Origin of the sequence: Nocardiopsis ganjiahuensis DSM 45031, assembly GCF_000341085.1 — a bacterium.
In the GTDB taxonomy this organism is placed as follows: Bacteria; Actinomycetota; Actinomycetes; order Streptosporangiales; family Streptosporangiaceae; genus Nocardiopsis; species Nocardiopsis ganjiahuensis.
This window is the reverse complement of the sequence record NZ_ANBA01000009.1, coordinates 20457-46028: the sequence shown is the minus strand read 5'-3', so window position 1 is coordinate 46028 and position 25572 is coordinate 20457. Positions and strand designations below refer to the sequence as shown.

Here is a 25572-nt window from a genome sequence, read left to right as displayed (position 1 = left end):
GATGATGGGTCCGATGTTGGTCGCTGAACGTGGTGACGTGAACGGCCACCTTGCGCTTTCGGATTCGATTCACTACCGACTGAATTCGATCCGGCCCCGCAAGGGGGGCTTTCTGGCCACATGCGGACAGCGGTACCGCGTACCAAACGTGTCCGGTCGGACACGCACGCGTAACACCTGTGGTCACGGGCTCGGAATCGGCGCCCCGGAGTGCGGGAAGCGCACCGGTCGCCGGAATGCGAAAGGCCCCGGTTCCCCGTACACGGAAAACGCCCCCGCCCGCCTTGCGGCGGACGGGGGCGCGGTGCTGCGGTACCGCTCGATTGCTAGCCCGTGACGAGGCTGAGGCCCCAGGTGCTCAGCGCCGGGCCGACCTCCTGGTAGTACGTCGTACCACCGAAGGTGCAGTTGCCGGAGCCGCCCGAGGTCATGCCCTGGGCCTGGTCGCCGGAGATGAACGAACCGCCGGAGTCGCCGGGCTCGGCGCACACGTCGGTCCGGGTCATGTCGTTGACGGTGCCCTCGGGGTAGCTCACCGACTGGCCGCGGGCCTCGATGGTCCCGCAGTGCCACCCGGTGGTGGAACCCGAACGGCACACGGCCGAGCCGACCGGCGCCTGGCTGGAGCCGCCGACGGACTGGGTGCCGCCGGAGCTGTACATGTTGACCAGGTTGGTGACGGTCCAGTTGGACGTGGACCGGACGAAGGCGGCGTCGTTGCCCGGGAAGACGGACTCCGCGAAGGTGCCCGAGCCGCTGCCGTCCGCGCTCTCGGCGGAGGTGCCGACCGTGCCGCAGTGGCCGGCCGTCACGAATCCGTCGTTGCCCGCGCTGTCGGTGGCCGCGAACCCGACGGAGCAGCGTCCGCCGCCCATGTAGTACGCGTCCCCGCCGACGATGTCGGCGTACAGCCGGGGCGCCTCGTCGGTCGTCTCCACCTGGACGGCGGAGGCGTCCACGCCCGCGGCCTCGATGAGGCTCTCGGCGCCGGCGGGGTCGGTGGCCTCGATGACGACGGTGTCGCCGGCGATGTCGGGGTACCAGCCGACGACGCCCGGCTGGCTGCCGGCCGCGTCGAGCTCGTCCACGATCGCCGCCAGGCCCTCGGTGCCGTGGGAGACCAGTTCGGCCTCGGCACCGGCGGCCTCGACGTCGGACACCGCGGCGCTGTCCGTCACCAGGACGGTCAGTTCCAGGGTGTCGGTGTCGAAGAGGGAGCCGCCGTAGGCGTCTCCGGCGGCCTCGGCGGCTGCCGTGTCGAGCCCGAAGGCCTCCTGCTGGGCGTCGAGCAGGTCTTCGGCCTCGAACGGGGTGAGGCCGAAGTCCCTCTCAAGCGCTTCCTGCATGGTCGCCGCTTCGCCCTGGGGTGAGGGCTCGGCGGGCGCGGTCACGGCGGATGCGCCGGGCGCGACCGAGAGCGCGAGCCCGAAGGCCAGCGCTCCCGTGCCGATGGCGGAGACAACGGGGGAGGGTCGCATTGATCCCTACTCTCCTTTGGGGAATGGGTGGGGGTCGGGCCCGGCTCTCCGGAGAGAAAGAACGGGCCCGGGGGAGGACCCGGCTGGGCCGGGAACTCCTTTGTCTACTAAGACACTCAGTAAACGATCCCCAACCATAAGTACACAACTTGGACAACGAAAGCCCGTGGAGCTGATAATTCACTCAAGTGACAATGGGATCATCGGATCAAAGGATTCATTGCGGTTCTCACTCTGGGTGACAGGGTGTCTGACCTCCCGTTTCGATGACTGGGTGTACACGGATCACAAACCCGCCAGTAGAACAAGGGGAGGAAAATGGCCGGATGCGGACAGCGGTACTTCGTACCATCTGTGACGAACCGGCCACGTAGAAGTAACCCGCGTGGTCAGGGATGTGCTTTGGGTGAAGATCATGTTCGTTATGTGTACGGGTATTCGTATTGAGAACATGGGCGCGAGTCGGGACACGACGCAGTGTCACAAAACCGGGTCGAGGTGTCTTCGGGTCCCGTGGGAGGACACGCCCGGGGTGTGTTCGCGCACCCGTGCCGCCCCGTGTGCGCGCACACGGGACGATTCGAGGTAACTAGCGGGTATCGGGCCCCGTGAAGGGGGTTGAGCCGGGTGCCGTTGGGCCAAGATAAGGGCGAGAGCCCCGAACGGGAGGTAGTACCGATGGCGAAGGACAACGGCGGCCAGAAGCACTCGTCACGGCGTGACGAGGAGGTCGAGGAGACCGAGGCGTCTGCCGAGGCCCAGGAACGCAACGAGCAGCTGGACGAGGACGTCGACGACATCCTGGACGAGATCGACGACGTGCTGGAGAGCAACGCCGAGGACTTCGTGCGCCAGTTCGTGCAGAAGGGCGGCCAGTGACCGCCGGGTTCGCTGACAGCGCACCCGGGTGCCGCCGGCCCCGGGGCGGGCAGGGTTAGGGTCGAGCTCATCGGCCGGATGCCACACCGGCCGTCACACGGACAACAGACAGACGGACGACAGGCGCCCCACCCGCCCCCGAGACGGGGTGGGGCGCGAGCGGAGGGAGTCGCGTGTTCGAAGGCTTCGAGGGCGGACGGATGTCGGCCGCTTTCATGAGTGCGGGGACCTCGTCCTTCACCGAGTTTCTTCGGGAGGTCAAACCCGACCTGCTGCCCGGCCAGCACCTGGGATCGGGCGGTGCCGCCACCAGCGCCGAGCACCTCACCCCGGACGCGACGACCATCGTCGCGCTGACCTTCCCCGGCGGTGTCCTGCTGGCCGGTGACCGGCGTGCCACCCAGGGCAACGTCATCGCCAACCGCGACATGGACAAGCTCTACCGGACGGACGAGTTCTCCGCGGTGGCCATCGCCGGTTCGGCCGGGATCGGTATCGAGCTGGCCAAGCTCTACCAGGTCGAGCTGGAGCACTACGAGAAGCTGGAGGGGCGCTCGCTGTCCCTCGAGGGCAAGTCGAACAAGCTCGCCCAGATGGTGCGCGGCAACCTCGGCATGGCCATGCAGGGCTTCGTCGTGATCCCCCTGCTGGTCGGTTTCGACGAGAACACCGAAAAGGGACGGGTGTTCAGCTACGACGCCGTGGGCGGCCGCTACGAGGAGCACCGCTACTACTCCGTCGGGTCCGGCTCGGTCTACGCCAGGGGCTCCATCAAGAAGCTCTACCGCGACGACCTGGACGAGACCACGGCGATCAAGGTCGCGCTGGAGGCGCTCTACGACGCCGCCGACGACGACTCCGCCACCGGCGGCCCCGACCTGCACCGCAAGATCTTCCCCCTGGTCGACGTCATCACCGAGGACGGCCACCGGAGGATCTCCACCGACGAGGTCGCCCGGCTCGCGACGGAGGTCGTCGAGGGGCGCGCCGTCAACCCCGACGGACCCAGGGCCCGACTGGGCTAGGACACCGCCGAGCTGAGGCGGCCACCGCCCCACACCAGACATCTCCCTACTAGGTAAGGAACGATCCGCGGTGTCGATGCCGTTCTACGTCGCCCCCGAACAGCAGATGAAGGACAAGGCGGACTACGCGCGCAAGGGCATCGCGCGCGGCCGCAGCGCCGTCGTCCTGCAGTACGAGGGCGGAATCCTGATGGTGGCGGACAACATGTCCCGCACACTGCACAAGATCAGCGAGCTCTACGACCGCATCGGCTTCGCGGCGGTCGGCCGCTACCCCGAGTTCGAGAACCTACGCCTCATGGGCGTCCGTTTCGCCGACGTACGCGGGTACCAGTTCGACCGCCGCGACGTCAGCGGCCGTCAGCTCGCCAACATCTACGCCCAGACCCTGGGCACCGTCTTCAGTGAGAGCCTCAAGCCCTGGGAGGTCGAGATCGTCGTCGCCGAGGTCGGCGACACGGCTGCCGAGGACGAGATCTACCGCATCACCTTCGACGGCTCCATCGTCGACGAACAGGGCTTCGTCGCGGTGGGCGGCTCCTCGGAGCACGTCTCCACCCAGCTCAAGGACCGGTTCGCCGCCGACGCCCCGCTCAGCGCGGCGCTGAACGCCGCCACTCACGCCCTCGCCCACGAGAACGGGGAGGAACGCGAACTGGAGGCCGCCAACCTGGAGGTCGCCATCCTGGAGCGGTCCCGGCAGCACCGCAAGTTCCGCCGTATCCACGGCAGCCGCCTGGCCTCCCTCATCGAGGAGGGCCAGCGGGGCACGACCGGGGGCGCCTCGGTGAGCGGGGACAGCGGAACCGGTGCCGGGACCGGCACCGGGGACGAGGCCGACGAGTGATCTGAGAGCACAACGGTGCGGCGTCACACGGGCGCCGCACCGGCCGGGCTGGTGTGGGCGACGCGGCCCCGTCGCGCACACCACGGTGACGGGAAGTTGGTGAGGCCGCGTGGAACGACGGATCTTCGGGCTGGAGAACGAGTACGGGGTCACGTGCACATTCCGGGGGCAGCGCCGCCTGTCGCCGGACGAGGTCGCCCGGTACCTGTTCCGGAGGGTGGTCTCCTGGGGGCGCAGCAGCAACGTGTTCCTGCGCAACGGCGCCCGCCTGTACCTGGACGTGGGCAGCCACCCCGAGTACGCCACCCCCGAGTGCGACAGCCTCGTGGACCTGGTGGCCCACGACAAGGCCGGTGAGCGCATCCTGGAGGGGCTGCAGGTCGACGCCGAGCAGCGCCTGCACGAGGAGGGCATCGCCGGGGACATCTACCTGTTCAAGAACAACACCGACTCGGCGGGCAACTCCTACGGCTGCCACGAGAACTACCTCGTCGGCCGGCACGGGGAGTTCGGCCGTCTCGCCGACGTACTCATCCCCTTCCTGGTGACCCGTCAGATCGTCTGCGGCGCCGGAAAGGTGCTGCAGACCCCCCGGGGCGCGCTGTTCTGCGTCAGCCAGCGCGCCGAGCACATCTGGGAGGGCGTCTCCTCCGCCACCACCCGCTCCCGCCCCATCATCAACACCCGCGACGAACCCCACGCCGACGCCGAGCGGTTCCGCCGCCTGCACGTCATCGTGGGCGACTCCAACATGAGCGAGACCACCACCCTCCTCAAACTGGGCTCGACCGACCTCGTGCTGCGGATGATCGAGGCCGGGGTGGTCATGCGCGACTACACCCTGGAGAACCCCATCCGGGCGATCCGCGAGGTCAGCCACGACATGACCGGCCGTCGCAAGGTGCGCCTGGCCAACGGCCGCGAGGCCAGCGCGCTGGAGATCCAGCGCGAGTACCTGGAGAAGGTGCAGACCTACGTGGACCGGCACGGGACCGACGCCGTGGGCAAGCGCGTCCTGGACCTGTGGCAGCGCACCCTGGAGGCGGTGGAGACCCAGAACCTGGAGACGGTCCAGCGCGAGATCGACTGGGTGGCCAAGTACATGCTGCTGGAGCGCTACCGGGACAAGCACGACCTGACCCTGTCCTCGCCGCGGGTGGCCCAGCTCGACCTCACCTACCACGACATCCACCGCGAGCGCGGTCTGTTCTACCTGATGCAGAAGCGCGGGCAGATGGACCGGGTGGTCGGGGACCTGAAGATCTTCGAGTCCAAGTCGGTGCCCCCGCAGACCACCCGGGCCCGGCTGCGCGGGGAGTTCATCCGCCGTGCGCAGGAGCAGCGGCGGGACTTCACCGTCGACTGGGTCCACCTCAAGCTCAACGACCAGGCGCAGCGCACCGTGCTGTGCAAGGACCCCTTCAAGTCCGTGGACGAACGGGTGGAGAAGCTGATCGCCGGGATGTGACGGTTCCGAACCCGGGGGAGGGCCCCGTGGGAGCGCCGGAGAGCGCCTCCCGCGGGGCCTTCTCCTCGTTCGGGCGGGGTTTTCGCTTTCGGAATCCTCGTGAGCCGGGTTCCCGGCAGCCGAAAACCGAAATCCGGAGCTCCCAGGGGCTGGCCGCGCCCCGACTGTTCGGTAGTGTGACCCTGTCCTGAGCCGGAAATCAGAGGTTGTGACCCATGCACCGACGTGCTGCCGCCCTCGCGGTGCCACTGACCGCCATCGCCTTGGTGGTCTCCAGTTGCTCATCGATCCCGGAGGAGTGGCGTACCCCCGCCTTCCTCCGCATGAACGACGACGCACTCGACTCCCGGTTGCCCGAGGTCACCGGTGAAGTCGGCGAGGAACCCGAGATCACCTTCCCCGACATCGAGCCCCCGGACGAGGAGATCTCCGGTGTCGTCAGCAAGGGCTCGGGGGAGGACGTCCTGGTGGGGGCGGACGACCTGGTCATCGCCAACGTCGTCCAGTACCAGTGGACGGCCCCCGGTGAGGGCGAACCGGTCGAGGGCCAGTCCAGCTACGAGAACGGCGCCCCGGACCTGATCCGTATGGACCAGATGCCGGAGTACATCACCGACACCCTGGTCAGCCAGCCCCTCGGCAGCCGTGCGGTCTACGTCTTCCCGCCGTTGACCCAGGAGGAGATGGACCAGGCCGAGGCCATGGGCCAGCCGGCCCCCGAGGGCGCCAGCGTCCTGGTCATCGACATGGTCGACCGCTTCAGCCAGGGCGCCGTCGTGCCCGGTGAGCAGAGCACCGACGGCGGCGGAGAGCTGCCCACGGTGACGCAGGACGGCCACAGCCAGCCCGTCATCGAGGTCCCCGACGAGGAGGCTCCCGAGGAGCTCGAGGTCGTTCCCCTCATCGAGGGCAGCGGTGCCGAGGTCGAGGAGGGCCAGCAGGTCATCGTCCAGTACACGGGCGTGCGCTGGGAGGCCGACGACAAGGGCAACCACGAGGTCTTCGACTCCTCCTGGAACCAGGGCGGTGTCCCCTTCGACACCACCATCGGTGCCGGATCGGTGATCGAGGGCTGGGACGAGGGCATCGTCGGCCAGCAGGTCGGCAGCCGTCTCCTGCTGGTCGTGCCCGGTGACATGGCCTACGGCGAGTCCGAGGAGGAGGCCATGGGCGCCCCCGCGGGCACGCTGGTCTTCGTGGTCGACGTGCTGGGTGCCTACGACAACCCGCCGCCGCCCGAGCCCGAGGAGGGCGCCGAGGGCGCCGAGGACGCCGGGGGCGACGAAGAGGCCTCCGAGGGCGACGAGGAAGCCGGCGAGTCCGAGGAGGACTCGGAGTAGCGTCCGCCCGCGGAACCGCTGCTGATCGCCCCCGCCGCGCCAGAGTGCGCGACGGGGGCGATTTTCGTGTCGGCTGCCCTGTGCGCCTCCCCGGCCGGAGGCTGCGGGGCCTCGCGCGCCGCGCGGAACCGCCCGGCGCCCGGATCTGACACGCAGACGGTGGCGCTCCTGCACGGGGGAGCGGAGCCGGATGCGTAGAGTCGATCACTCAGGGTGAGTATGGGGCGAGGAGGAACCATGCCAGGCCAGCGGCGGTACTGCTACGTTTCCGGTCTGCGTCTGGGGGTTCCGGCGCTGGAGGAGCTCTGTGCCCAGGGCCGGCCGCCGAGCCTGGTGGTGTCCTACCCGGCCGAGCTGGCGCACCGCTCCGGCTACGTCGACTTCGAGGAGATCACCCGCCGTCACGACCTCCCGCACGTGCGGGCGGCCGACATCAACACCGACGAGGTCCGTGACGCCCTGCTCGCGCACCGGATCGACCTCATGGTGGTCGCGGGCTGGTCCCAGCTGGTCCACGAGGAGGTCCTGGCCGCGCTGCCGCTGGGCGGGGTGGGCCTGCACCCCTCACCCCTGCCGGTCGGCCGCGGCCGCGCACCCATCCCCTGGACGATCCTGAGGGACATGCGCTCCACCGCCGTCACCCTCTTCCACCTGGCCCGCGAGGCCGACACGGGCGACATCGTGGACCGGATCTGGTTCGACGTGGCCCCCGACGTCACCGCCACGGGCCTGTACGAGAGGGCCGGCCGCCTCCAGTCCGAGCTGCTCGTGCGCAACCTGGAGGCGCTCCTGGAGGAACGCGCGCCCCGCCGCCCCCAGAGCGGTCACGTCTCGGTGTGGCCGCGGCGCCGTCCCAGTGACGGCCGACTCGACCTGACCGCGGCCGGGCGGGACGTGGACCGGATGGTGCGCGCCCTGGCCGACCCCTACCCCGGCGCCTTCGCGATGTTCGGCGGGGCCCGGATCACCCTGTGCGGCGGGACGCTCTCCGACGAGGTGGTGGGCGGTGACCCGGGCCAGATCGTCTCCGCCGGCCCCGGGCGCGAGTGGGGTGTCACCTGCGGGGACGGCAGCGTGTTCGTACCCGAGGTGGTACGGGTGGACGAGGGTGTGCGCGCGGACCCGACCTCCCTGGCCATGTTCCGGCCGGGGCGTTACTTCGACGCGCCCTCCGAGCACATGCTGGCCGCGACCCGGCGCACCCCGGTCCCGGGCAACGGCGACGCCGAACACCGCCGCCCCGCCGAGTTCCAGGGCCCGCTCGACGGCCAGGTCGGTACCCGGGCCACCTCGGCCGCGGACAACCGCAGCTGACCGGAAGAGCGCGACGAACCGCTTCCAGCGCCCGTTCAGGCGTCGACGAGGGTGGCGGCGTGGCGTCCGGCCGCGGCCGCGCTCAGGAAGGCCGCCCGGTCCTCCTCCAGCCCGCGTCCCATGGTGGACACCTTCACCGGCAGTGCGCGCAGCTCGTCCTCCAGACCGGCCACCGACACCTCCACGAGCGTGTGGCGGTCGCCCAGGCTCCAGGCCTGGTCGCGCACGCGCTCACCGAAGAAACCGGGCAGGTTGGGGACCACCACCTCCGCGGGGGCCAGCGCCACCCGCCCGTAGGCGGTCAGGCTGTGGTGCGAGACCCCGCGGTGCCGTTGGCGCGGATCGGCCTCGCTGACCCGCAGGCCGGCCACCGGGCGCCCGCCCAGGACGGCGGCCGCGTTGACCGCCTCGCCGCAGGCCACCCCGGAGAAACCCCACGGAGTGCCCGTCCCCAGGTTGCCCGGCCCCTGGCAGACCACCGCGATCTCCGCCCGCAGCACGTGCCGGGCGGCGAGCAGCCCCGAGTGCACGGTGACCGCCTCCAGGTCGCCGCCGAACGCCTGTCCCGTGGTCACGCACCCGCTGAGCAGGCCGTCCGCGCGCAGTTCCCCCAGGATCCGGGAGAACGCAGCGGGCAGCGCACCGCCGTCGAGCATCACGTGGACCACCCGGGTGCCGGGGCGTTCGGCGCGCACCCCGGCCAGGACGGCGGGCAGGGCGGAGTGCAGGTCGGCCACGACCACGGGCATCCCGTCGATGCCCTCGGCCGAGCGCAGCGTCTCGTGGTGGGGCGAGCCCTGCTCGTCCGCGCCCAGGACGGTGGCCTGGAGCGGGGTGTAGCGGGCCTTGACCAGGTGTCCGGGGTCCTCGCGGTCCTCGGGAAGCCGGTCGGGCACCGCCACGACCAGCGCGTATCCGCCGGTGCCCAGGCCCATGTCCAGGGCTCCGGTGTTGAGCAGGACGGTGTCGCCGACCTCGGGGGCGCCGACCAGGTCGGTGTAGGCCAGCGCCCGGCAGGTCGTCGGCGGAGCCGGGGCCCGGTCCGCTCTCCCGCCGCCGGCGGGCACCGAGACCGCGCACAGGCGGACCCCGGGCCACGAGGGCAGGACCTGAAGGACTTCACCACGGCGCCACCGGATCATGCTGGGCACGGTACCGTCGGAGCTGAACCGAAGGTGGGAGGACGCGCCCTGGCGGCCCCGCCCGGTCCACCACAGCGGGCAACACAGCGGGCAAGAGGAGTGCGGACGATGTCGCGCAGGAAGACCGAACGGCAGCTGAACCTGGTCATCTGCCTGTTGTCCACGCGGCGGCACCTGACCGCGCAGGAGATCCGCGCTACGGTCCAGGGGTACGCCGAGGCGGACACGGAGTCGGCCTTCAAGCGCATGTTCGAACGGGACAAGCGCGAGCTGCGGGACAGCGGCATCCCCATCCAGGTCGGCACCGGGGACGCCTTCAGCGGCGAGGAGGGGTACCGGATCTCCCGCTCGGACTACGAGCTGCCCGAGATCGAGCTCCTGCCCGACGAGGCGGTCGTGCTGGGCCTGGCCGCCCGCGCCTGGCGCCACGCCTCCCTGGGCGAGGCCGCCGCCAACGCCCTGTTCAAGCTCCGCTCGGCCGGCGTCCCCGTGGACACCGAGGCCGCGCCCGGGCTGACCCCGGCGATGCGCACCGACGAACCCGCCTTCGGCCCCGTCTGGCAGGCGGTCCGCGACCGCCGCCCGATCTCCTTCGACTACCGCAAGCCCGGGGAGAGCTCGGCGCAGCGGCGCGAGGTCGAACCGTGGGGCATCGTCAACCTGCGCGGCCACTGGTACGTGGTCGGCCACGACCGGCTGCGCGACGCCCGGCGGGTGTTCCGCCTCGGCCGGATCCGGGGCGGGGTGACGGTGGAGCGCACCGGGCCGGACGTGGTGGTGCCCGAGGGGGTGGACCTGCGCTCGGTGGTCTCCCAGCAGACCGCCGTGCCGGAGCGGACCGCGACCCTGCGGGTGCGGACCGACGCCGCGCACGCCCTGCGCCGCCGTGCGCTGCGCGTGGTCCCGGGGGAACGGGACAGCGGCGGCAGCGGTTGGGACACCCTCACGCTGCCCTACACGAGCACGAGCGGGCTGGTGCGCCAGGTGGCGGAGCACGGTTCGCGTGCGGTGGTGGTGGAGCCCGAGCAGGCCCGGGCCGCGATGGCCGAGCACCTGGCCGGGGTGGTCGAGGGCACCGACGCGGCCGAGAACACGGAGGCCGTGGGGGAGCACGGGGGCGAGGACGCTCCCGCGCGCGGCCCCCGCTCCGCCGACCAGCTGCGCCGGCTCCTCATGCTGGTGCCCTACGCGCTCGGCCGCGACGTGCGGGTCCCCGAGGTGGCCCGGCACTTCGGCCTCAGCGAGAAGCAGGTGGTCTCCGACCTGAGCCTGCTGTGGATGTGCGGCCTGCCGGGCTACACGCCCGGTGACCTGATCGACGTGGACCTGGACGCGGCCAAGGAGACCGGTGAGATCATCATCGGCAACGCCGACACCCTGGCCCAGCCGCTGCGGCTGACCGCCGACGAGGCGGCCAGCCTGGTCGTGGGCCTGTCCCTGCTGGAGGCGCTGCCCGAGGCGCAGGGGGTCGAGGGCGGTGCCCTCAAGCGGGTGGGGGAGAAGCTGCGCACCGCCGCGGGCACGGCCGTGGGCGACCTGGCCGACGCGGTGCAGGTGCGGGTCGAGGTGGACGAACAGGTCGCCCAGACCCGGCGGCGCTGCGCCGACGCCCTGAGCGCCGGGCAGCGCCTGCACCTGCGCTACCTGTCGGGGTACCTGGACCAGGTGACCGAACGCGACGTGGACCCCATGGGCCTGGTCGTCCAGGACGGCCAGACCTTCCTCGAGGGGTACTGCCACCTGCGCGAGGACGTGCGGCTGTTCCGGCTGGACCGGGTGCTGGAGCTGACCGTGCTGCCCTTCGCCGCGGAGGTGCCCGAGGGCGTGGCCCGGCGCGACCTGTCCGCCGGGGTGCTCCAGCGCTCCGAACGCGACGCCCTGGTGACCCTGGTGCTGGAGCCCTCCGCGCGCTGGGTCACCGAGGACTACGTGTGCGAGTCGGTGACCGAGCTCCCGGGCGGAGGGGTGCGGGCGACCCTGCGCACCCCCGCGCCCGCGTGGGTGGCCCGGCTGGCCCTGTCCCTGGGGCGGGAGGGGCGCCTGGTGTCTCCGCGGGGCCTGGCCGAGGACGTCCGGGCCGAGGCGGAAAGGGCCCTTCGGCACTACGACAGGGGCCAAACCTCCGGGAAATTGGTCGAGACCACTTCGTCTCCGGAGTGAAGCTCACCTGTTCACCGGGGGGAGGGGTGTAGGTCATCCCGAAAGGGATATGGTGAAAGCGTGATCGCCCTCGCTGTCCTTTTCGGCACGCTTTGCATCGGAGCGTACGTCGTCGGCACGCTCGTTCTGAGAGCGCGCCGCCAGGCCTCCGTGCTGTCCGAAGAGGTGACACGGGCGGCGGGCGGGTACCAGGCGAGCAGCGCTGACCTGCGTGAGCGCATCCGCCGGGGCGGTGCTGGGACATGACGGCCCCGTGGAGGGATGCGCGTACCATCAGAGGCGCTTGGTCGCGCCCAGTAGAGAGGTAGAACCATGGGACCGTTCAACGGACCTACCATCGCCATCCTGGTGATCCTGGCCATTCTGCTGTTCGGAGCCAAGAAGCTCCCGGACCTGGCCCGTTCCCTGGGCCGGAGCGCCCGCATCCTCAAGGCCGAGAGCAAGGGCCTGGTCGACGACGAGGAGACCAAGGGCGAGGGGGAGACCCCGGAGCCGCAGGCCCAGCCCCAGCAGACCCAGCCGCAGGCCGCGCAGCCGAACGCGCCCCAGCCCGGCCACCAGCAGGCGCAGCAGGGCTACCCGCAGCTGCCCCCCGGCCAGCGCGTCGTCAACGAGTCCGGTGAGCCCACCAACCAGACCTACAACAACTAGTTCTGCCGGGCGGGCTGGCGCGGTGCCGACGGGCGCCGCGCCGGACGGCTGCTGTCAGCGGGGAGTCCGCGCCGTCAGCGCGGGCCCGAACGAGAAGAGAGTGACCGCACGATGAGGTCCCGAAACCGATCGGCCAACCCGGATGCCCGGATGCCGCTCATGGACCACCTGCGCGAACTGCGCAGCCGGCTGGCCAAGGCGATGCTCGTCCTGTGCCTGGGAGCCGTGGTCGGTTTCGTCTTCTACGACCAGATCTGGGACTTCCTCACCGAGCCCTACTGCTCGCTGCCCGCCTCCCAGGTGGTCGAGGGCGGCGGCTGCTCGCTGATCGTCACCGGCCCCTTCGACGCGTTCTTCGTCGCCTTCAAGGTCTGGCTGTTCGTCGGAGCGCTGGTCACCGCCCCGTTCTGGCTCTACCAGCTGTGGGCCTTCGTCGCCCCCGCGCTGCACAGCAGCGAGAAGAAGTACGCCTACATCTTCGCCCCGGTGGCCGGGCTCCTCTTCATCTCCGGTGCGGCTCTGGCGTACACGATCACCTCGCTCGCCCTCCAGATGCTCTTCGGTTTCCTGCCCGAGGACGCGGACCCGTTCCTGACCATCGGCGAGTACCTCAGCTACATGCTCATCATGATGGGCATGTTCGGCCTCGGCTTCGTCATGCCGTTGCTGGTGATCCTGCTCAACCTCATCGGCATCCTCAGCCACGAGGCCATCGCCAAGTGGCGCCGGGTCATCCTCTTCTGCGTCTTCGTGGTCGCGGCGGTCATCACCCCGGCCGAGCCCGTCTCGATGCTGGCCCTGGCCATTCCCCTCGTGGCGCTCTTCGAGGTCGCCGAGCTGTTCTGCTTCCTCAACGACCGCCGCAAGAAGCGCAGGGACCCCACCAGCGACCTGGACGACGACCAGATCTCCGAGCTGGACGACCAGCCCTCCGACCTCGACTACACCCCCTCCTCCCTGGACGAACCCGACTCCGAGGGTGAATCGACCAAGCGCTCCTGAGGTCGCCCGTGACGCGCTAGGGTTCGGCAGGGGAGAGCCAGAGCCCTCCCGCCAAAGAGCTCCCTGAGTAGGAAGTCCGGATGAGCGAGCAGATCGAGACCAAGAGGGAACTGCCGCCCGAGGCCATGGGCAACGAGAAGTGGCACGACACCACCGACGCGGTGTGGATGCGTTCCTCCCTGTCGAAACCGGACGCCGAGGCGGTCGTCGAGGTCGCGGAGTTCGACGACGGGTTCCGTGCGGTGCGCGACGGCAAGTCCCCGGAGAAGGGCACCCTGTTCTTCACCCCCGCCGAGTGGGAGGCCTTCGTCCTGGGCGCCCGCGACGGCGAGTTCGACATCCCCGAGGAGTACCTCACCGAGGAGGAGATCGCGATCCAGCGCGGTCAGACCGAGGTCGAGGCGACCTGGGTGCCCTCCCCGCTGAACACTCCCAAGGCGATGGAGGAGTACCATCGCCGCCAGCGTGAGGAAGCCGGGCAGGAGTCCACGACCGAGGACGACTGAACCGGTCACCGGCACCCGGGCGCGCGGGTGTACGGGAACCCCACCAGCCCCCGTACACCTCCTCGACGACCCCAGCCCTGGGTAGCGAAGGACCGGCATATGCCCCCTCATATCGCCCTTCTGGTCAACCCGGCCTCCGGCCGGCGCCGCGCCGCCGTCATCGCGGTCCGCCTGAAGGAGGCCCTGCGTGCCGCGGGTGCCCGCGTGCACGTCTACACCGGCCGCTCCGCCGCGGACAGCCGGCGCCTGGCCCGCCTGGCCGCCTCCGACCGCCCCGACGCGCTGGTCGCCGTCGGCGGTGACGGACTGGTCCACCAGGCGCTCCAGGGAGTGGTCGGCAGCGGTGTCCCCCTCGCCGTGGTCCCGGCGGGCAGCGGGAACGACGTGGCCCGTGCCTTCGGGGCCCCGCGCGGCTCGGCCCGCAGGACGGCGGAGGCGATCCTGGCCGGGCGCACCCGCCCCAGCGACGTGGTCCGCCTGACCACGGCCGACGGCGCCCAGCGCTACTACATGAGTGTGCTGGCCTGCGGTTTCGACGCCCGGGTCAACGAGCGGTTCAACAACTTCCGCTTCGGTGTCGGCCGGGCCGGCTACGTGATCGGGCTCCTCGCCGAGCTGCGCTCCTTCCAGCCCATCGACTTCGAGATCGACATCGACGACCGCCGGATCGCCGAACCCGGCATGCTCGTGGCGGTCGGCAACACCAGCTCCTACGGCGGCGGCATGCGCGTGTGCGCCGAGGCCGTCCCCGACGACGGGCTGCTGGACGTGGTCTTCGTCAAGGAGGCGCCGCGCGGCCGGTTCCTGCGCCTGTTCCCCAGGGTCTTCAACGGCAGCCACCTGGGCCTGGACGAGGTGGTCTTCGAACGGGGGCGCGCCGTCACCGTCCGCGGTGACGCGGGAACGGCCTTCGCCGACGGGGAACGCACGGGTCCCCCGACCCTGGTGTGCGAAGTGGTTCCCAAGGCGGTCGAGATGTTGGAGCTGACCTCATAGGCTGGTAGCCCTATGAGTAGTCACTCCGAGCGTTACGCCGCCTTCCGCCGGCGCCAGAGCGCCTCCAGCGCCGCGATCGAGGCCTTCCAGGGACTCTACGGGTTCGAGTTCGACCCCTTCCAGATCAGGGCCTGCAAGGCTCTGGAAGGCGGACACGGGGTGCTGGTCGCCGCGCCCACCGGTTCCGGCAAGACCGTGGTCGGCGAGTTCGCCGTGCACCAGGCCCTGACCGAGGGCACCAAGTGCTTCTACACCACGCCGATCAAGGCCCTGTCCAACCAGAAGTACAACGACCTGGTCAAGCGCTACGGCGCCGACCAGGTCGGCCTGCTCACCGGCGACAACAGCGTCAACGGTGAGGCGCCCGTGGTCGTCATGACCACCGAGGTGCTGCGCAACATGCTCTACGAGGGCTCGTCCACCCTGGGCGGACTGGCCTACGTGGTCATGGACGAGGTGCACTATCTCGCCGACCGCTTCCGCGGCGCGGTCTGGGAGGAGGTGATCATCCACCTGCCCGAGTCGGTGCGCATGGTCGCCCTGTCCGCGACCGTCAGCAACGCCGAGGAGTTCGGCGAGTGGCTCCAGCAGGTGCGCGGCGACACCACCGTCATCGTCGACGAGAAGCGCCCCGTGCCGCTGTGGCAGCACGTCATGGTGGGCAAGCGCATCCACGACCTGTTCGTCGACGAACAGCCGGAGGAGACCGCCTCCGAAGAGGACGGCGAGGGCGAGCAGCGCGGCGGACGGGCCAAACGCAAGCGTGACCGCCGCCGCTCCCAGCACCAGCGGCCCCGCGAGATCCAGGTGGGCGGGCGCAAACTGCTCATCAACCCCTACCTGACCCGCACCGCCGAGGACGACGCGCGCACCACCCAGCTGGCCGACCGTCGCCGCCACCCGCAGACCCGGGCCCGCGGCAACGTGCGCCCGCGCACCCGCTTCGCCCCGCCCACGCGGCCGATGATCATCGAGGAGCTCGACGCCGAAGGGCTGCTCCCGGCGATCATGTTCATCTTCAGCCGCGCCGGGTGCGACGACGCCGTCCGCCAGTGCGTGGCCTCCGGGCTGGTGCTCACCTCTCCGGAGGAGGCGGACTACATCCGCGAGTACGCGGAGACGCGGTGCGCGGACATCCCGCGCGCGGACCTGACGGTGCTCGGCTTCGACTCCTGGCTGCGCGCCCTGGAGGCGGGCATCTCCGCGCACCACGCGGGCATGCTGCCCACCTTCAAGGAGATCGTCGAGCACCTGTTCTCCAAGGGGCTGATCCGGGCGGTCTTCGCCACCGAGACCCTGGCCCTGGGCATCAACATGCCCGCGCGCACCACGGTGATCGAGAAGCTCGACAAGTGGAACGGCGAGACCCACGCCGCGCTCACCCCCGGTGAGTACACCCAGCTCACCGGGCGGGCCGGGCGGCGCGGCATCGACGTGGAGGGGCACGCGGTCGTCGTCTGGCAGGCCGGGACCGACCCCGAGTCGGTGGCCAGCCTGGCGGGTACCCGCACCTATCCGCTCAACTCCAGCTTCAAGCCCTCCTACAACATGGCGGTGAACCTGGTCGGCCAGTTCGGCCGCCAGCGCAGCCGCAACATGCTGGAGGCCTCCTTCGCCCAGTTCCAGGCCGACCGCGCCGTGGTCGGACTGGTCAAGCAGCTGCGCAAGCACGAGGAGGCCCTGGAGGGCTACGCCGAGGCGGCCGAGTGCCACCTGGGCGACTTCATGGAGTACGCGGGGCTGCGCCGCGCGCTGAGCGACCGCGAGGCCGTGCTGTCCAGGAACCGTTCGGCCCAGCGCCGGGACGAGGCCCTGGAGAGCCTGGAGCGGCTGCGCACCGGCGACATCATCCGGATTCCCGCGGGCCGCTACTCCGGGCACGCCGTGGTGCTGGACCCGGGACTCAAGCACGACCTGCCCGCTCCGCTGGTGCTGACCGTGGACAAGCAGGTCAAGCGGGTCAACTCCAGTGACTTCCCGGTCCCGGTGCACGCTTCCGGGCGCATGCGCATCCCCAAGTCCTTCTCCGCGCGCTCCCCGCGTTCGCGCCAGGACCTGGCCTCGACCCTGCGCAACAAGCTCAAGGAGCAGGGCACCTCGGCCTCCTACGAGCGGGGCGGGCGTCGCGGCGGCCAGGAGGATCCCGAGATCCAGCGGCTGCGCACCGAACTCAAGGAGCACCCCTGCCACGGCTGCTCCGACCGTGAGGACCACGCCCGCTGGGCCGAGCGCTACTTCCGCCTCCAGAAGGACACGGACGCGCTGCGCCGCCGTGTGGAGGGGCGCTCGCACGTCATCTCCCGCACCTTCGACCGGGTGTGCGGCGTCCTGGAGGACCTGGAGTACCTGTCCGGCGACGACGTCTCCGAGGACGGCGGCAAGCTCGCCAAGATCTACTCCGAACTGGACCTGCTGGTCGCCGAGTGCCTGCGCCGGGGGGTGTGGGAGGAGCTCAATCCGGTGGATCTGGCCGCCTGCGCCGCGTCCCTGGTCTACGAGGCGCGCCGCAACGAGGACGCCTTCCCGAGGCTGCCCGAGGGCAGGGTCGAGGAGGCGCTCACCGAGATGGTGCGGCTGTGGGGCGAGCTCAACGAGGTGGAGAGCCGGCACCGGGTCTCCTTCCTGCGCCAGCCCGACCTCGGGTTCGTGTGGACCGCGCACCGCTGGGCGCGCGGTGACCGGCTCGACGCGATCCTGCGCCAGTCCGACATGACCGCCGGCGACTTCGTGCGTACCGCGAAGATGCTGGTGGACATGCTCAGCCAGATCGCAGGGGCGGCCGCCGACCCGCAGGTGCGGAGCAACGCCCGCAAGGCCGCCGACCTGGTCCGCCGCGGCGTGGTCGCCTACTCCTCCTTCAACTAGCGCGGGCGCGCCCGCCCGGGCGTCCTCCTTCCGCGGCCGGGACCGGTCGCGGAAGGAGGACGGTCCGAGCCGAGCCGTTCCTCCGCCTGGCGGCCTGCCTCCCTGCCGTCGTCAGGGGGTCGGCCCCGCGCCGTGTCCGGTCCCGTCGGTGGTTCTGCTGGTGGTCTCGGGCACGGGGGCTCCTTCGGGTGGGCGGTGGGGGCGGAACATCCGGGTGGGGGCGGGTGTTCGGGGCATAGTGGGGCCCCGGTGGACGAAGCAGGCCACAGGGGGCGCCATCATGGGATACGCACGGGACCCCGAAGGGGCCTGTAGTCCGCAAGACATCCTGAAACGAGGCTTCAGCAGTGCTGCGCACCCTCATGAACGGCAAGATCCACCGTGCCACGGTGACCCAGGCCGACCTGCACTACGTCGGCTCGGTCACCATCGACGCCGACCTGATGGACGCCGCCGACATCGTCGACGGCGAACAGGTCCACATCGTCGACATCGACAACGGCAACCGCCTGGTCACCTACGCCCTGGTCGGTGAGCGGGGCAGCGGCGTCATCGGGATCAACGGCGCGGCCGCGCGCCTGGTCAGCCCCGGCGACCTGGTCATCATCATCGGCTACGCCCAGGTGGACGAGAAGGAGCGGCCCGACCACGTCCAGCACATCGTGCACGTGGACCGGGACAACCGGATCGTCGCGCTGGGCAACGACCCGGCCGAGCCGGTCCCCGGCAGCGACCTGGTCGCCGGTCGCTGAACCCGCCCCTCCCACGAACGCCCGTGCTCCGGCACGGGCGTTCGTGTCTGTCGGGGTCCGTGCGTCCGCTCCGCGGAGAGGACGGGCGAGGGAGCCGAAAACCCCGCAGGATGGCCGGTTCCGGCCGGATCGGACATCCGGGCGCAGGGTATGCCCAGGGGCGGCATGGACGAACGGGACGAGGAGCGGCGCCAGGTCGCCGAACACATCGAGTGGCAGAAGCAGGGTGCGTGGGTCGTCCTCTGGGGGACCTACACCCGGTGCTTCTGGGCGTTCGCCTGCTGGCCCGTGATCCCCGAGGGCGGTGTGGTCGTCCACGCCGAGGACCCCGACCTGCTGTACGCCGAGATGCGCTACGTCGAGCGCGAGCACGACTTCCTCCAGTGGCGCTACGGCCGGGGCTGAGCGGCGGCCCCGGAGGGTACGGGTCCGGGCGGCATGGCCCCCGGGCACCTCGGAGGGCTACGATTCATCCGTTGGCCGGACGAATCGGAGATGTCACCTCGTGTCCACAGAAAGCTCCCAGGTCGGGGGCGTCCTCACCGAGACGGCGAGGGCGCACCTGCAACGGCGCACCGTCCTGGTCCTCATGCTCGCCCAGGTCGTCGGCAGCATCGGCATGGGCGCCATGCTGGCCGTCGGCGCGCTCATCGCCCTGGACCTGAGCGGGTCGGACGCCTGGTCCGGGATGGCCACCACCATGATCACCCTGGGCGCGGCCGCCTTCGCCCTGCCCCTGGCCTCCCTGGCCGCCCGGCGCGGCCGCCGCCCCGGCCTGGCCCTGGGCTGGTTCCTGGGCGCCCTGGGCGGGCTCGTCGTCATCGCCGCCACCCTCTCGGAGCTGTTCGTGCTCTTCCTGGTCGGCATGCTGCTGATCGGCGCGGGGACCGCCACCAACCTCCAGGCCCGGCACGCCGCCGCCGACCTGGCCACCGAACGCACCCGCGGCCGCGACCTGTCGATCGTGGTGTGGGCGACCACCGCGGGCTCGGTGGTCGGGCCCAACATGATCGGCCCCACCGGAGGACTGGCCGAGTCCCTGGGCCTGCCCGACCTGCTGGGCCCGGTCCTGCTCACCACGGCCGGCTTCCTGGGCGGGGCCGTGCTCATCGGAGCCCTGCTGCGCCCCGACCCCCTGCTCACCGCCACCGCCGAGGCCGACCGGGCCGATCGGGACCGCGGGCAGGCACCGAAGCCCAGGGCCGGCCTGGCCGACGGGCTCCGGGCGATCGGGCGGAGCCCGGCCGCGCTGCTGGCGGTGGTGGGCATCGTGGCCAGCCACACCGTGATGGTCGCGGTCATGACCATGACCCCCGTGCACCTGTCGCACCACGGTGCCGCGCTCACCGTCATCGGACTGACGATCTCCCTGCACATCGCCGGAATGTACGGGCTCTCCCCGATCGTGGGCTGGCTGGCGGACCGCTTCGGGCGGGTGCCCGTGCTCCTGTCCGGGCAGGTGATCCTGCTGGCGGCCACCGCGGTCTCGGGCACGGCCGGGCACAACGAGGCGATGGTGACCACCGGGCTGGTCCTGCTCGGCCTGGGCTGGTCCTTCGGGCTGGTCTCCGGCAGCGCCCTGCTGGCCGAGTCGCTCTCCGCCGACGTGCGACCCCGCGCGCAGGGGTTCAGCGATCTGGCGATGAACCTGGGCGCCGCCTCGGCCGCTGCCCTGTCCGGCCTGGTCCTGGCCGCGGTGGGGTTCGGCGGCCTGAACCTGTTCGCGGCCCTGTTCACCGTCCCGGTGTTCGTGCTCGCGATCCGCGCCCTGCTGGCCCGGCACACGGCCGAACCGGCTCCGACCGCCTGACCGGCGAGCCGTCCCCCTCCTGCCCGTCCCCCTCCTGCCCGGCCACGCGGTCCACCGGTGCCCCGGCTTCCTCGGCCGAACGGCGCAAACCCGGCCGGACCTTTACCGGAAACGCCCCGTGAGCTGCCCTCGGACCCCGCTTTACGCGGTTACGGTGCAGTTTTGGGTGCCTACCGGTTTCGGTGGGCCCGTGCCGCTGGACGAAGGGGTGTTCTCAGTGAGCGATCGGGAACCCGAGGAAGGGGCCGGTGAGCGCTCGGAGCGAGATCCGGTGAACCACCATCCGCCGGAGGAGTGGCGTCCGGGGGACCCCGGTGATCCGATCGAGGGCGGTCCGCAGCCGCCGGGGGAGCCGGAGCACGGTTTCCCCGACTACGGTCGGCCCCTGGGCGAGGTCCACCGGTACGGCGCCCCGTCGGGGCAGGAGCCGCCCTCCGAACCCCCTCCCGGCGGCGCGCACCAGTACGGCGACCCGTCACCGGACCAGCCGCCTCCGCCGCCCCCGGAGCCGCCTTCGAGCGGATCCCACGCGTACGGCGGACCGCCCGGCGACCAGCCCTACGGGGACCGGCCGCCCGGTGGGCCGCCACCCCAGGAGCCCTTTCCGGGTGACGGCCACCGGTACGGCGCCCCGGTCGGAGAGCAGGCGTCCTACGGGCCTCCCGGGGCGGAGGACCGCCCGTACGGTGCCCCGCCCCCGGGGCAGCCGCCGGGAGGTCAGCCCACCGGTGGGGCGGCACCCGGGCCGGTGGACCCGGGAGAGCTCTCCGAGGGTCCCAGCGGGCCGGTGGACGCGGGCGCCGAGTACCAGGGCTACGCACCCGGGTACGGCAGCTACCCGAACGAGCCGTCCGGGTACGGGGCTCCCAGCGCCTACGGAGGCTACGGCGGTTACGGCGGGCCGGGGCACGGCGGGTACGGGCCCCCGCCGACCAAGCCGACCCCCTGGGGCAAGATCGTCGGGATCGGCTGCGGTCTCCTGCTCCTCCTGCTCCTGCTCCTGGGCGGCTGCGCGGCTGTGCTCCTGGTCCTCGCGGGCGGCAACGCGCCCAGCGCGGGCGGACCGCCGGAGACCGGTCGGCCCGAGGCGGAGGGCCAGGAGGAGACCGTGCCCTCGGAGGCGGAGCTGACGGCCTCCCGCGCCGAGTTCGATCCCAGTTCGCTCCACGTGGAGGGTGAGTACACCAGCGTCGAGGTGTCCGTGACCAACACGGGTGAGGACGCCCTGGACGTCAACCCGCTCTACTTCACCGTGGTGGACACCCAGGGGGTCGCGCACAGCCCGGAGGAGGCGGTCGCGATGGACGACAACGAGATCGGGGTGCAGACCGTCGACCCGGGGCAGAGCGCCGACGGCGTGGTCACGGTCCCCGGGGAGGTCGAGCCCGAACGGGTGCTCTTCGAACCGTTCTTCACCGGTCCGGTGGAGGCACCGGTGTCCTGACCCGGGACGCGGTCGGAACACCGGGGGCCGGAAGGCCCGGAGGTTCTGTCAGGGGGCCAGCGCGGGATCGCGCAGCCACTCCGACAGGGCCTCCTTGCGTTCGCTGTCGCACTTGAGCGGGCAGGTGGTGCAGTAGCCGTGCTCCGGGTCGCCCTTGTAGTCGAAGCAGCAGGTGCCCCGGACCGCCCACGTGCCCCGGGGGTCCTCCGGGGCGAACGGGAACAGGCGCGGGCGTTTGCGTGTGACGGCGCCCGCGGCGACCACCGCGTCACCGAGCCGGGTGGCCAGCTCCCAGGCCTGCTCGGCGTCCTGGCCCAGGTAGCGGGCCGGGTTGAGCATGTAGAAGTGCAGGGTGTCGAGCACCCAGCCCCACAGGGTGCGCTTTCCGGCCCGCGAGTGCGCGTGCAGGGCGTCGATGAGCGGCTCGAAGGTGGCGAACAGCCCTTCGGCGGTCAGACGCAGCTGCTCGTCCTCGTCGCGGGCGACCACGGTGTCCGGGTGGTCGGCCGCGGGGTCGTCGGGCAGCACCACGGTGCGGACGCCGGTGACGGCGGGGGTGCCGAACCTGGATCGGGCGGTGTCCCAGGGCAGGTGGAGGGAGTCCGGGGTGAGCAGCGGGCCGCGGCCGGTCAGGTACAGGGAGGCGGCCACCATGAAGATGGGTTCGCGCAGGGTGACCCGCAGGAAGTTGGTGGCGGCGGGGAGCCGGTGGCCGGGGCCGTGCTCGGTCTGGAGCTTGTCGAACAGGACCGGGAGCCAGCCGTGGCCGGTCATCGAGGTGACGGTGTGCCGTTGGGTGCCGTCCGCGGGGCGACTGCGCAGCCGGCCGGGGCCGGTGGTCTCGGGCAGGGGCGCGAACTTCAGCCGCGCGCAGACACCGTGGAGAGCGTCGAGCGGATCTGGAGTCACCGGGCAACCCTTCGTCGCATAGCGGAACCGTCAAGGCCGGGGGTGGTGTGGTCGCAGCTACCACCGGGGGACGGGTTCACCTGCGCCTCTTAAGTGAGGCTACCCTAACCATACTTTCGGTTGCAATGCGTTCCGGGATCGGTTTGCCGAAATCTGGACGCCCCGTGCCCGGATGAGGGCCTGGTCAGGGCGGGAACACGGCCCCGGGCGCGAACGAGTTGTGAAAGTTGTGCCCAGTGGTCAGGCCGTGTGTGTTGGGGCGGGTGTGGCGGGCGAGACGGTGTCCTTGCCGGTGGCCCGGGCCGGTCGGTTCCGGCGGCGGGGCTTGCGGTACTTGAACCACCACTCGAGAGCCAGCAGCGGCAGGACCGTGTTGATCAGGAGCGAGTTCGGGCCCAGGTCCGCGGCCAGCGCCCAGGCGCCGCCCTCGTAGCGGGTGTCGATCCACGGCATGAGGATCGCGATCGGGAAGATGATGGTGAACCTGGCCAGGGCCACGCCGTAGAGCAGGACCACGCTGCGCAGCATCCACTCCCGGTGGCGGTCGAACCGGCGCCGTCGGGCGGCGGCGTACCCGAGCAGGACGAAGGCGAGCCATCCCACGGCCCAGGCGACGTTGTTCACGCCGATGGCGAGGGGGCCGTTGCTCAGCGGCGCGATCAGCAGCGCCGGGACGCCCACGAACGGAACGCCGAAGAAGACGTAGACGCGTCCGCTCCAGCGGTGCAGGGCCGGGCGGCGACGGCGCAGCCACGGCCATACCTGGCCGATCGCCACCACCATCAGCACGGCTCCGCCGAAGATGTGCGACAGGAGCAGGGGGTGGTACCAGGCGGGTTCGGGCCGGATCGGGATCGGCGCGGTGGCGGGGTCCAGGTTCAGGTAGGGCGGGACGCTGAAGGCCAGGAAGACGAGGGTGAGCAGGGCCAGCGGCAGGATCCACGGCCGCTGCCACCAGCGGACGGGCGGGGGTTTCGCGGGTGTGCGCTGCGGCGCGGCGACGGTGGGCGGGGATGCCGAGCGGTCTCCCGAGCCGGAGGGCAGTCGAGTCATATCGTTTATCTCGCAAACTGTGTATCGGCTACGCGAATCAATTACTATAAGAGATATACAAAGTTGGGTCGGGAGTCAACCGGGAAGGCGGGCCGGAGCCGGTTCGGCGGGCGGGGCGGCCTTCTCGGCGGTGGCTCAGCGCTGACGGGCGCGGCGGCGGGGCTTGCGGTACTGGAGCCACCACTCCACGAACAGCAGGGGCAGGATCCACGAGAGGAAGCCCGACGCGGCGCCGAGATCGAGCGACATCGCCTCGAAGTCGCCTCCGTGGACCGTGTCCACCCGGGGTGCCGTGATCACCAGGAGGAGGACGTGCAGTACGCGGTTGAACGCGATGCCGTAGACCAGGGCGAAGCTGCGCAGCATCCACTCGCGGTGGGCGGCGAACCGCCGTCGGCGCGCCATCACGTAGCCGAGGACCGTGAAGGCCGACCACAGTGCGGCCCAGACGAGGCCGCTGATCTGAGCGCTCGCGCCGGCCTCGCCGAAGGGTGCGACGAGCACGGCCGGAACTCCGACGAGGGGGAGCCCTGCCAGGACGTACACCCGTCCGCTCCAGCGGTGCACGGCCGGGTGGCGGGTGCGCAGCCACGGCCACACCTGGAGGATCACCAGCAGTGTGATCAGTGCTCCGCCGAAGACGTGGACGACGAGTGCCGGAAAGTACCAGGAAGGGCTCTCCGGAACCGGCAGGCGTGAATCGGCCGGATCCAGGCTCAGGTAGGGCGGGACGGCGAAGAGCAGGAACGCGGCGCTGAACAGGGCCAGCGGCAGGATCCAGGGCCGCTCCCACCAGCGGACGGGCGGGGGTTTCGCGGGCGTGCGCCGCGGCGCGGTGCCGGCGGGCGGGGTCGCCGCGGGGCGGGATGAGTCGGTGGCGGGGCGAGTCATATCGCGTACCTCGCAAACTGTGTATCGCCTACACGTTACAGTTTAAGCAATACACAGTTCTAGGATGGGTGTCAACCGAGAAAGCGGGCCGGAGCCGCGGTTCGCGCACGGGCCGCGCCGACGACTGGTGGAGTATGACGAGCGAACAACAGCCGACGACCGGGGTCACCCGCGAGGTCGAACTCCTGTGGGGGCTGCGGGAGGGAGGCAGGCGCGGGCCCAAGCCCAAGCTCAGCCGTGCGGCGATCGTCGACGCCGCCATCGCCCTGGCCGACACCGAGGGGCTGGACGCCGTCTCCATGCAGCGCGTGGCCGAGCGGCTCGGGTACACGACCATGTCCCTGTACCGGCACGTGGACAGCAAGGACGACCTGGTCACCCTCATGTGGGACGTCGCCATGTCCGAACACCCGCCGGGGCCGCGCACCGACGGCGACTGGCGGGCCGGAATCGAGGCGTGGTGTCAGGGGGTGGTCGACCAGTACCGGGAACACCCCTGGTACGTCCACATCTCGAAGTTCGGCCCGCCCGCCGGGCCCAACGGGCTCAGGTGGATGGAGGCGGGCCTACGCGAACTCAACGCCTCCGGTCTCACCCCGGCCGAGTCGCTCCAGATCCTGTTGCTGCTCAACACCACCCTGCACAACGTGCTCCGCATGGACCACGACAGGAAGCTCGCCGCGCAGAAGAGCGGTGTCCCCCTGGAGGAGTCCGAGCGGGAGTGGTTGGCGGGCCTGCGCCGGGTCCTCGACCCGCAGGAGTTCCCGACGATCACGGGAACCATCGACGCGGGCACCTTCGAGGAGGGGCCGCCGGACGCCGACCTGCCGGAGGGCCTGCACTTCCCCGTCCAGCGCATCCTGGACGGTGTGGAGGCCTACGTGCGCGCCCGCGGTGGGGCGCCGTCGGCGGGCCGACCGCGCTGACCACGTGCCGGTCCCGGGCCTGTGCCCGGCGTGCGCCGAGGTAGGCCGGACGGCGCACGCCGGGAAGGCGAAGGGGTCTTCGACAGCGGAGGCCCCTGCCCGGACTGCCACCGC

Annotated in this window: 22 protein-coding genes; 17 read left to right on the top strand and 5 right to left on the bottom strand. The window is 71.2% G+C overall.

Annotated features, from left to right (window positions below; genetic code table 11):
- Positions 1–326 precede the first annotated feature (326 nt).
- Positions 327–1478 (bottom strand): S1 family peptidase, encoded by a 1152-nt coding sequence (locus tag D458_RS0111505; RefSeq protein WP_017586901.1) that lies wholly within the window; start codon positions 1476–1478, stop codon positions 327–329.
- A gap of 678 nt (positions 1479–2156) precedes the next feature.
- On the opposite strand from D458_RS0111505, the gene D458_RS0111500 reads away from it, so the two are divergent.
- From D458_RS0111500 to D458_RS0111475, 6 genes are all read left to right on the top strand, one after another.
- Positions 2157–2357 carry a ubiquitin-like protein Pup gene (locus D458_RS0111500; RefSeq protein WP_017586900.1) on the top strand — a complete coding sequence of 67 codons (201 nt, stop codon included), beginning with the start codon at positions 2157–2159 and terminating at the stop codon, positions 2355–2357.
- Positions 2358–2530: 173 nt separating this feature from the next.
- Positions 2531–3382, top strand: a complete 852-nt coding sequence (gene prcB, locus D458_RS0111495; RefSeq protein WP_017586899.1) for a proteasome subunit beta — start codon at positions 2531–2533, stop codon at positions 3380–3382.
- A gap of 70 nt (positions 3383–3452) precedes the next feature.
- Entirely contained in the window at positions 3453–4229 is a 777-nt protein-coding gene (gene prcA, locus D458_RS0111490; protein WP_026119204.1) for a proteasome subunit alpha, read from the top strand.
- A gap of 109 nt (positions 4230–4338) precedes the next feature.
- On the top strand, positions 4339–5697 hold the full coding sequence (gene pafA, locus D458_RS0111485) for a Pup--protein ligase (RefSeq protein WP_017586897.1): 1359 nt from the start codon (positions 4339–4341) through the stop codon (positions 5695–5697).
- A gap of 215 nt (positions 5698–5912) precedes the next feature.
- The gene (locus D458_RS0111480; RefSeq protein WP_026119203.1) at positions 5913–7037 is read left to right on the top strand and encodes an FKBP-type peptidyl-prolyl cis-trans isomerase; all 1125 of its coding nucleotides are present in this window, start codon (positions 5913–5915) and stop codon (positions 7035–7037) included.
- 237 nt (positions 7038–7274) lie between these two features.
- On the top strand, positions 7275–8351 hold the full coding sequence (locus tag D458_RS0111475) for a methionyl-tRNA formyltransferase (protein WP_017586895.1): 1077 nt from the start codon (positions 7275–7277) through the stop codon (positions 8349–8351).
- Between the two features lie 35 nt (positions 8352–8386).
- Here D458_RS0111475 and D458_RS0111470 read toward each other — a convergent pair whose 3' ends face one another.
- Positions 8387–9493: a DUF3866 family protein gene (locus D458_RS0111470; RefSeq protein WP_017586894.1), complete on the bottom strand. Its 1107-nt coding sequence runs from the start codon at positions 9491–9493 to the stop codon at positions 8387–8389.
- Between the two features lie 108 nt (positions 9494–9601).
- Here D458_RS0111470 and D458_RS0111465 point away from each other — a divergent pair, with 108 nt between their 5' ends.
- The 10 genes from D458_RS0111465 (at position 9602) to D458_RS37555 (ending at position 21679) form a co-directional block, all read left to right on the top strand.
- Complete coding sequence (locus D458_RS0111465) at positions 9602–11653, top strand: helix-turn-helix transcriptional regulator (protein ID WP_017586893.1); 2052 nt, start codon at positions 9602–9604, stop codon at positions 11651–11653.
- A gap of 312 nt (positions 11654–11965) precedes the next feature.
- Complete coding sequence (tatA, locus tag D458_RS0111455) at positions 11966–12304, top strand: Sec-independent protein translocase subunit TatA (protein ID WP_017586891.1); 339 nt, start codon at positions 11966–11968, stop codon at positions 12302–12304.
- Positions 12305–12454: 150 nt separating this feature from the next.
- Positions 12455–13306, top strand: a complete 852-nt coding sequence (tatC, locus tag D458_RS0111450; protein ID WP_017586890.1) for a twin-arginine translocase subunit TatC — start codon at positions 12455–12457, stop codon at positions 13304–13306.
- Positions 13307–13386: 80 nt separating this feature from the next.
- A complete protein-coding gene (locus tag D458_RS0111445; RefSeq protein ID WP_017586889.1) occupies positions 13387–13812 on the top strand; it encodes a DUF397 domain-containing protein in 426 nt (141 codons plus the stop codon).
- A 99-nt stretch (positions 13813–13911) separates the two neighbouring features.
- Positions 13912–14808, top strand: a complete 897-nt coding sequence (locus D458_RS0111440) for a diacylglycerol/lipid kinase family protein (RefSeq protein WP_017586888.1) — start codon at positions 13912–13914, stop codon at positions 14806–14808.
- Between the two features lie 12 nt (positions 14809–14820).
- Complete coding sequence (locus D458_RS0111435) at positions 14821–17673, top strand: DEAD/DEAH box helicase (protein WP_017586887.1); 2853 nt, start codon at positions 14821–14823, stop codon at positions 17671–17673.
- Between the two features lie 347 nt (positions 17674–18020).
- On the top strand, positions 18021–18425 hold the full coding sequence (panD, locus tag D458_RS0111430) for an aspartate 1-decarboxylase (protein WP_017586886.1): 405 nt from the start codon (positions 18021–18023) through the stop codon (positions 18423–18425).
- Positions 18426–18590: 165 nt separating this feature from the next.
- On the top strand, positions 18591–18830 hold the full coding sequence (locus D458_RS0111425; RefSeq protein ID WP_017586885.1) for a hypothetical protein: 240 nt from the start codon (positions 18591–18593) through the stop codon (positions 18828–18830).
- A 100-nt stretch (positions 18831–18930) separates the two neighbouring features.
- A complete protein-coding gene (locus D458_RS0111420; protein WP_017586884.1) occupies positions 18931–20235 on the top strand; it encodes an MFS transporter in 1305 nt (434 codons plus the stop codon).
- A gap of 217 nt (positions 20236–20452) precedes the next feature.
- Complete coding sequence (locus D458_RS37555; protein ID WP_239647944.1) at positions 20453–21679, top strand: DUF4352 domain-containing protein; 1227 nt, start codon at positions 20453–20455, stop codon at positions 21677–21679.
- Between the two features lie 48 nt (positions 21680–21727).
- Here the strand turns inward: D458_RS37555 and D458_RS0111405 are convergent, their stop codons facing one another.
- From D458_RS0111405 to D458_RS0111395, 3 genes are all read right to left on the bottom strand, one after another.
- Complete coding sequence (locus D458_RS0111405; protein ID WP_017586881.1) at positions 21728–22588, bottom strand: (2Fe-2S)-binding protein; 861 nt, start codon at positions 22586–22588, stop codon at positions 21728–21730.
- Positions 22589–22828: 240 nt separating this feature from the next.
- Positions 22829–23641: a DUF2306 domain-containing protein gene (locus D458_RS0111400; RefSeq protein ID WP_017586880.1), complete on the bottom strand. Its 813-nt coding sequence runs from the start codon at positions 23639–23641 to the stop codon at positions 22829–22831.
- A gap of 135 nt (positions 23642–23776) precedes the next feature.
- On the bottom strand, positions 23777–24532 hold the full coding sequence (locus D458_RS0111395; protein ID WP_017586879.1) for a DUF2306 domain-containing protein: 756 nt from the start codon (positions 24530–24532) through the stop codon (positions 23777–23779).
- 134 nt (positions 24533–24666) lie between these two features.
- Between D458_RS0111395 and D458_RS0111390 the strand changes: the two genes are divergently transcribed.
- Positions 24667–25458: a TetR/AcrR family transcriptional regulator gene (locus D458_RS0111390; protein ID WP_017586878.1), complete on the top strand. Its 792-nt coding sequence runs from the start codon at positions 24667–24669 to the stop codon at positions 25456–25458.
- The last annotated feature ends 114 nt before the right edge of the window (positions 25459–25572 follow it).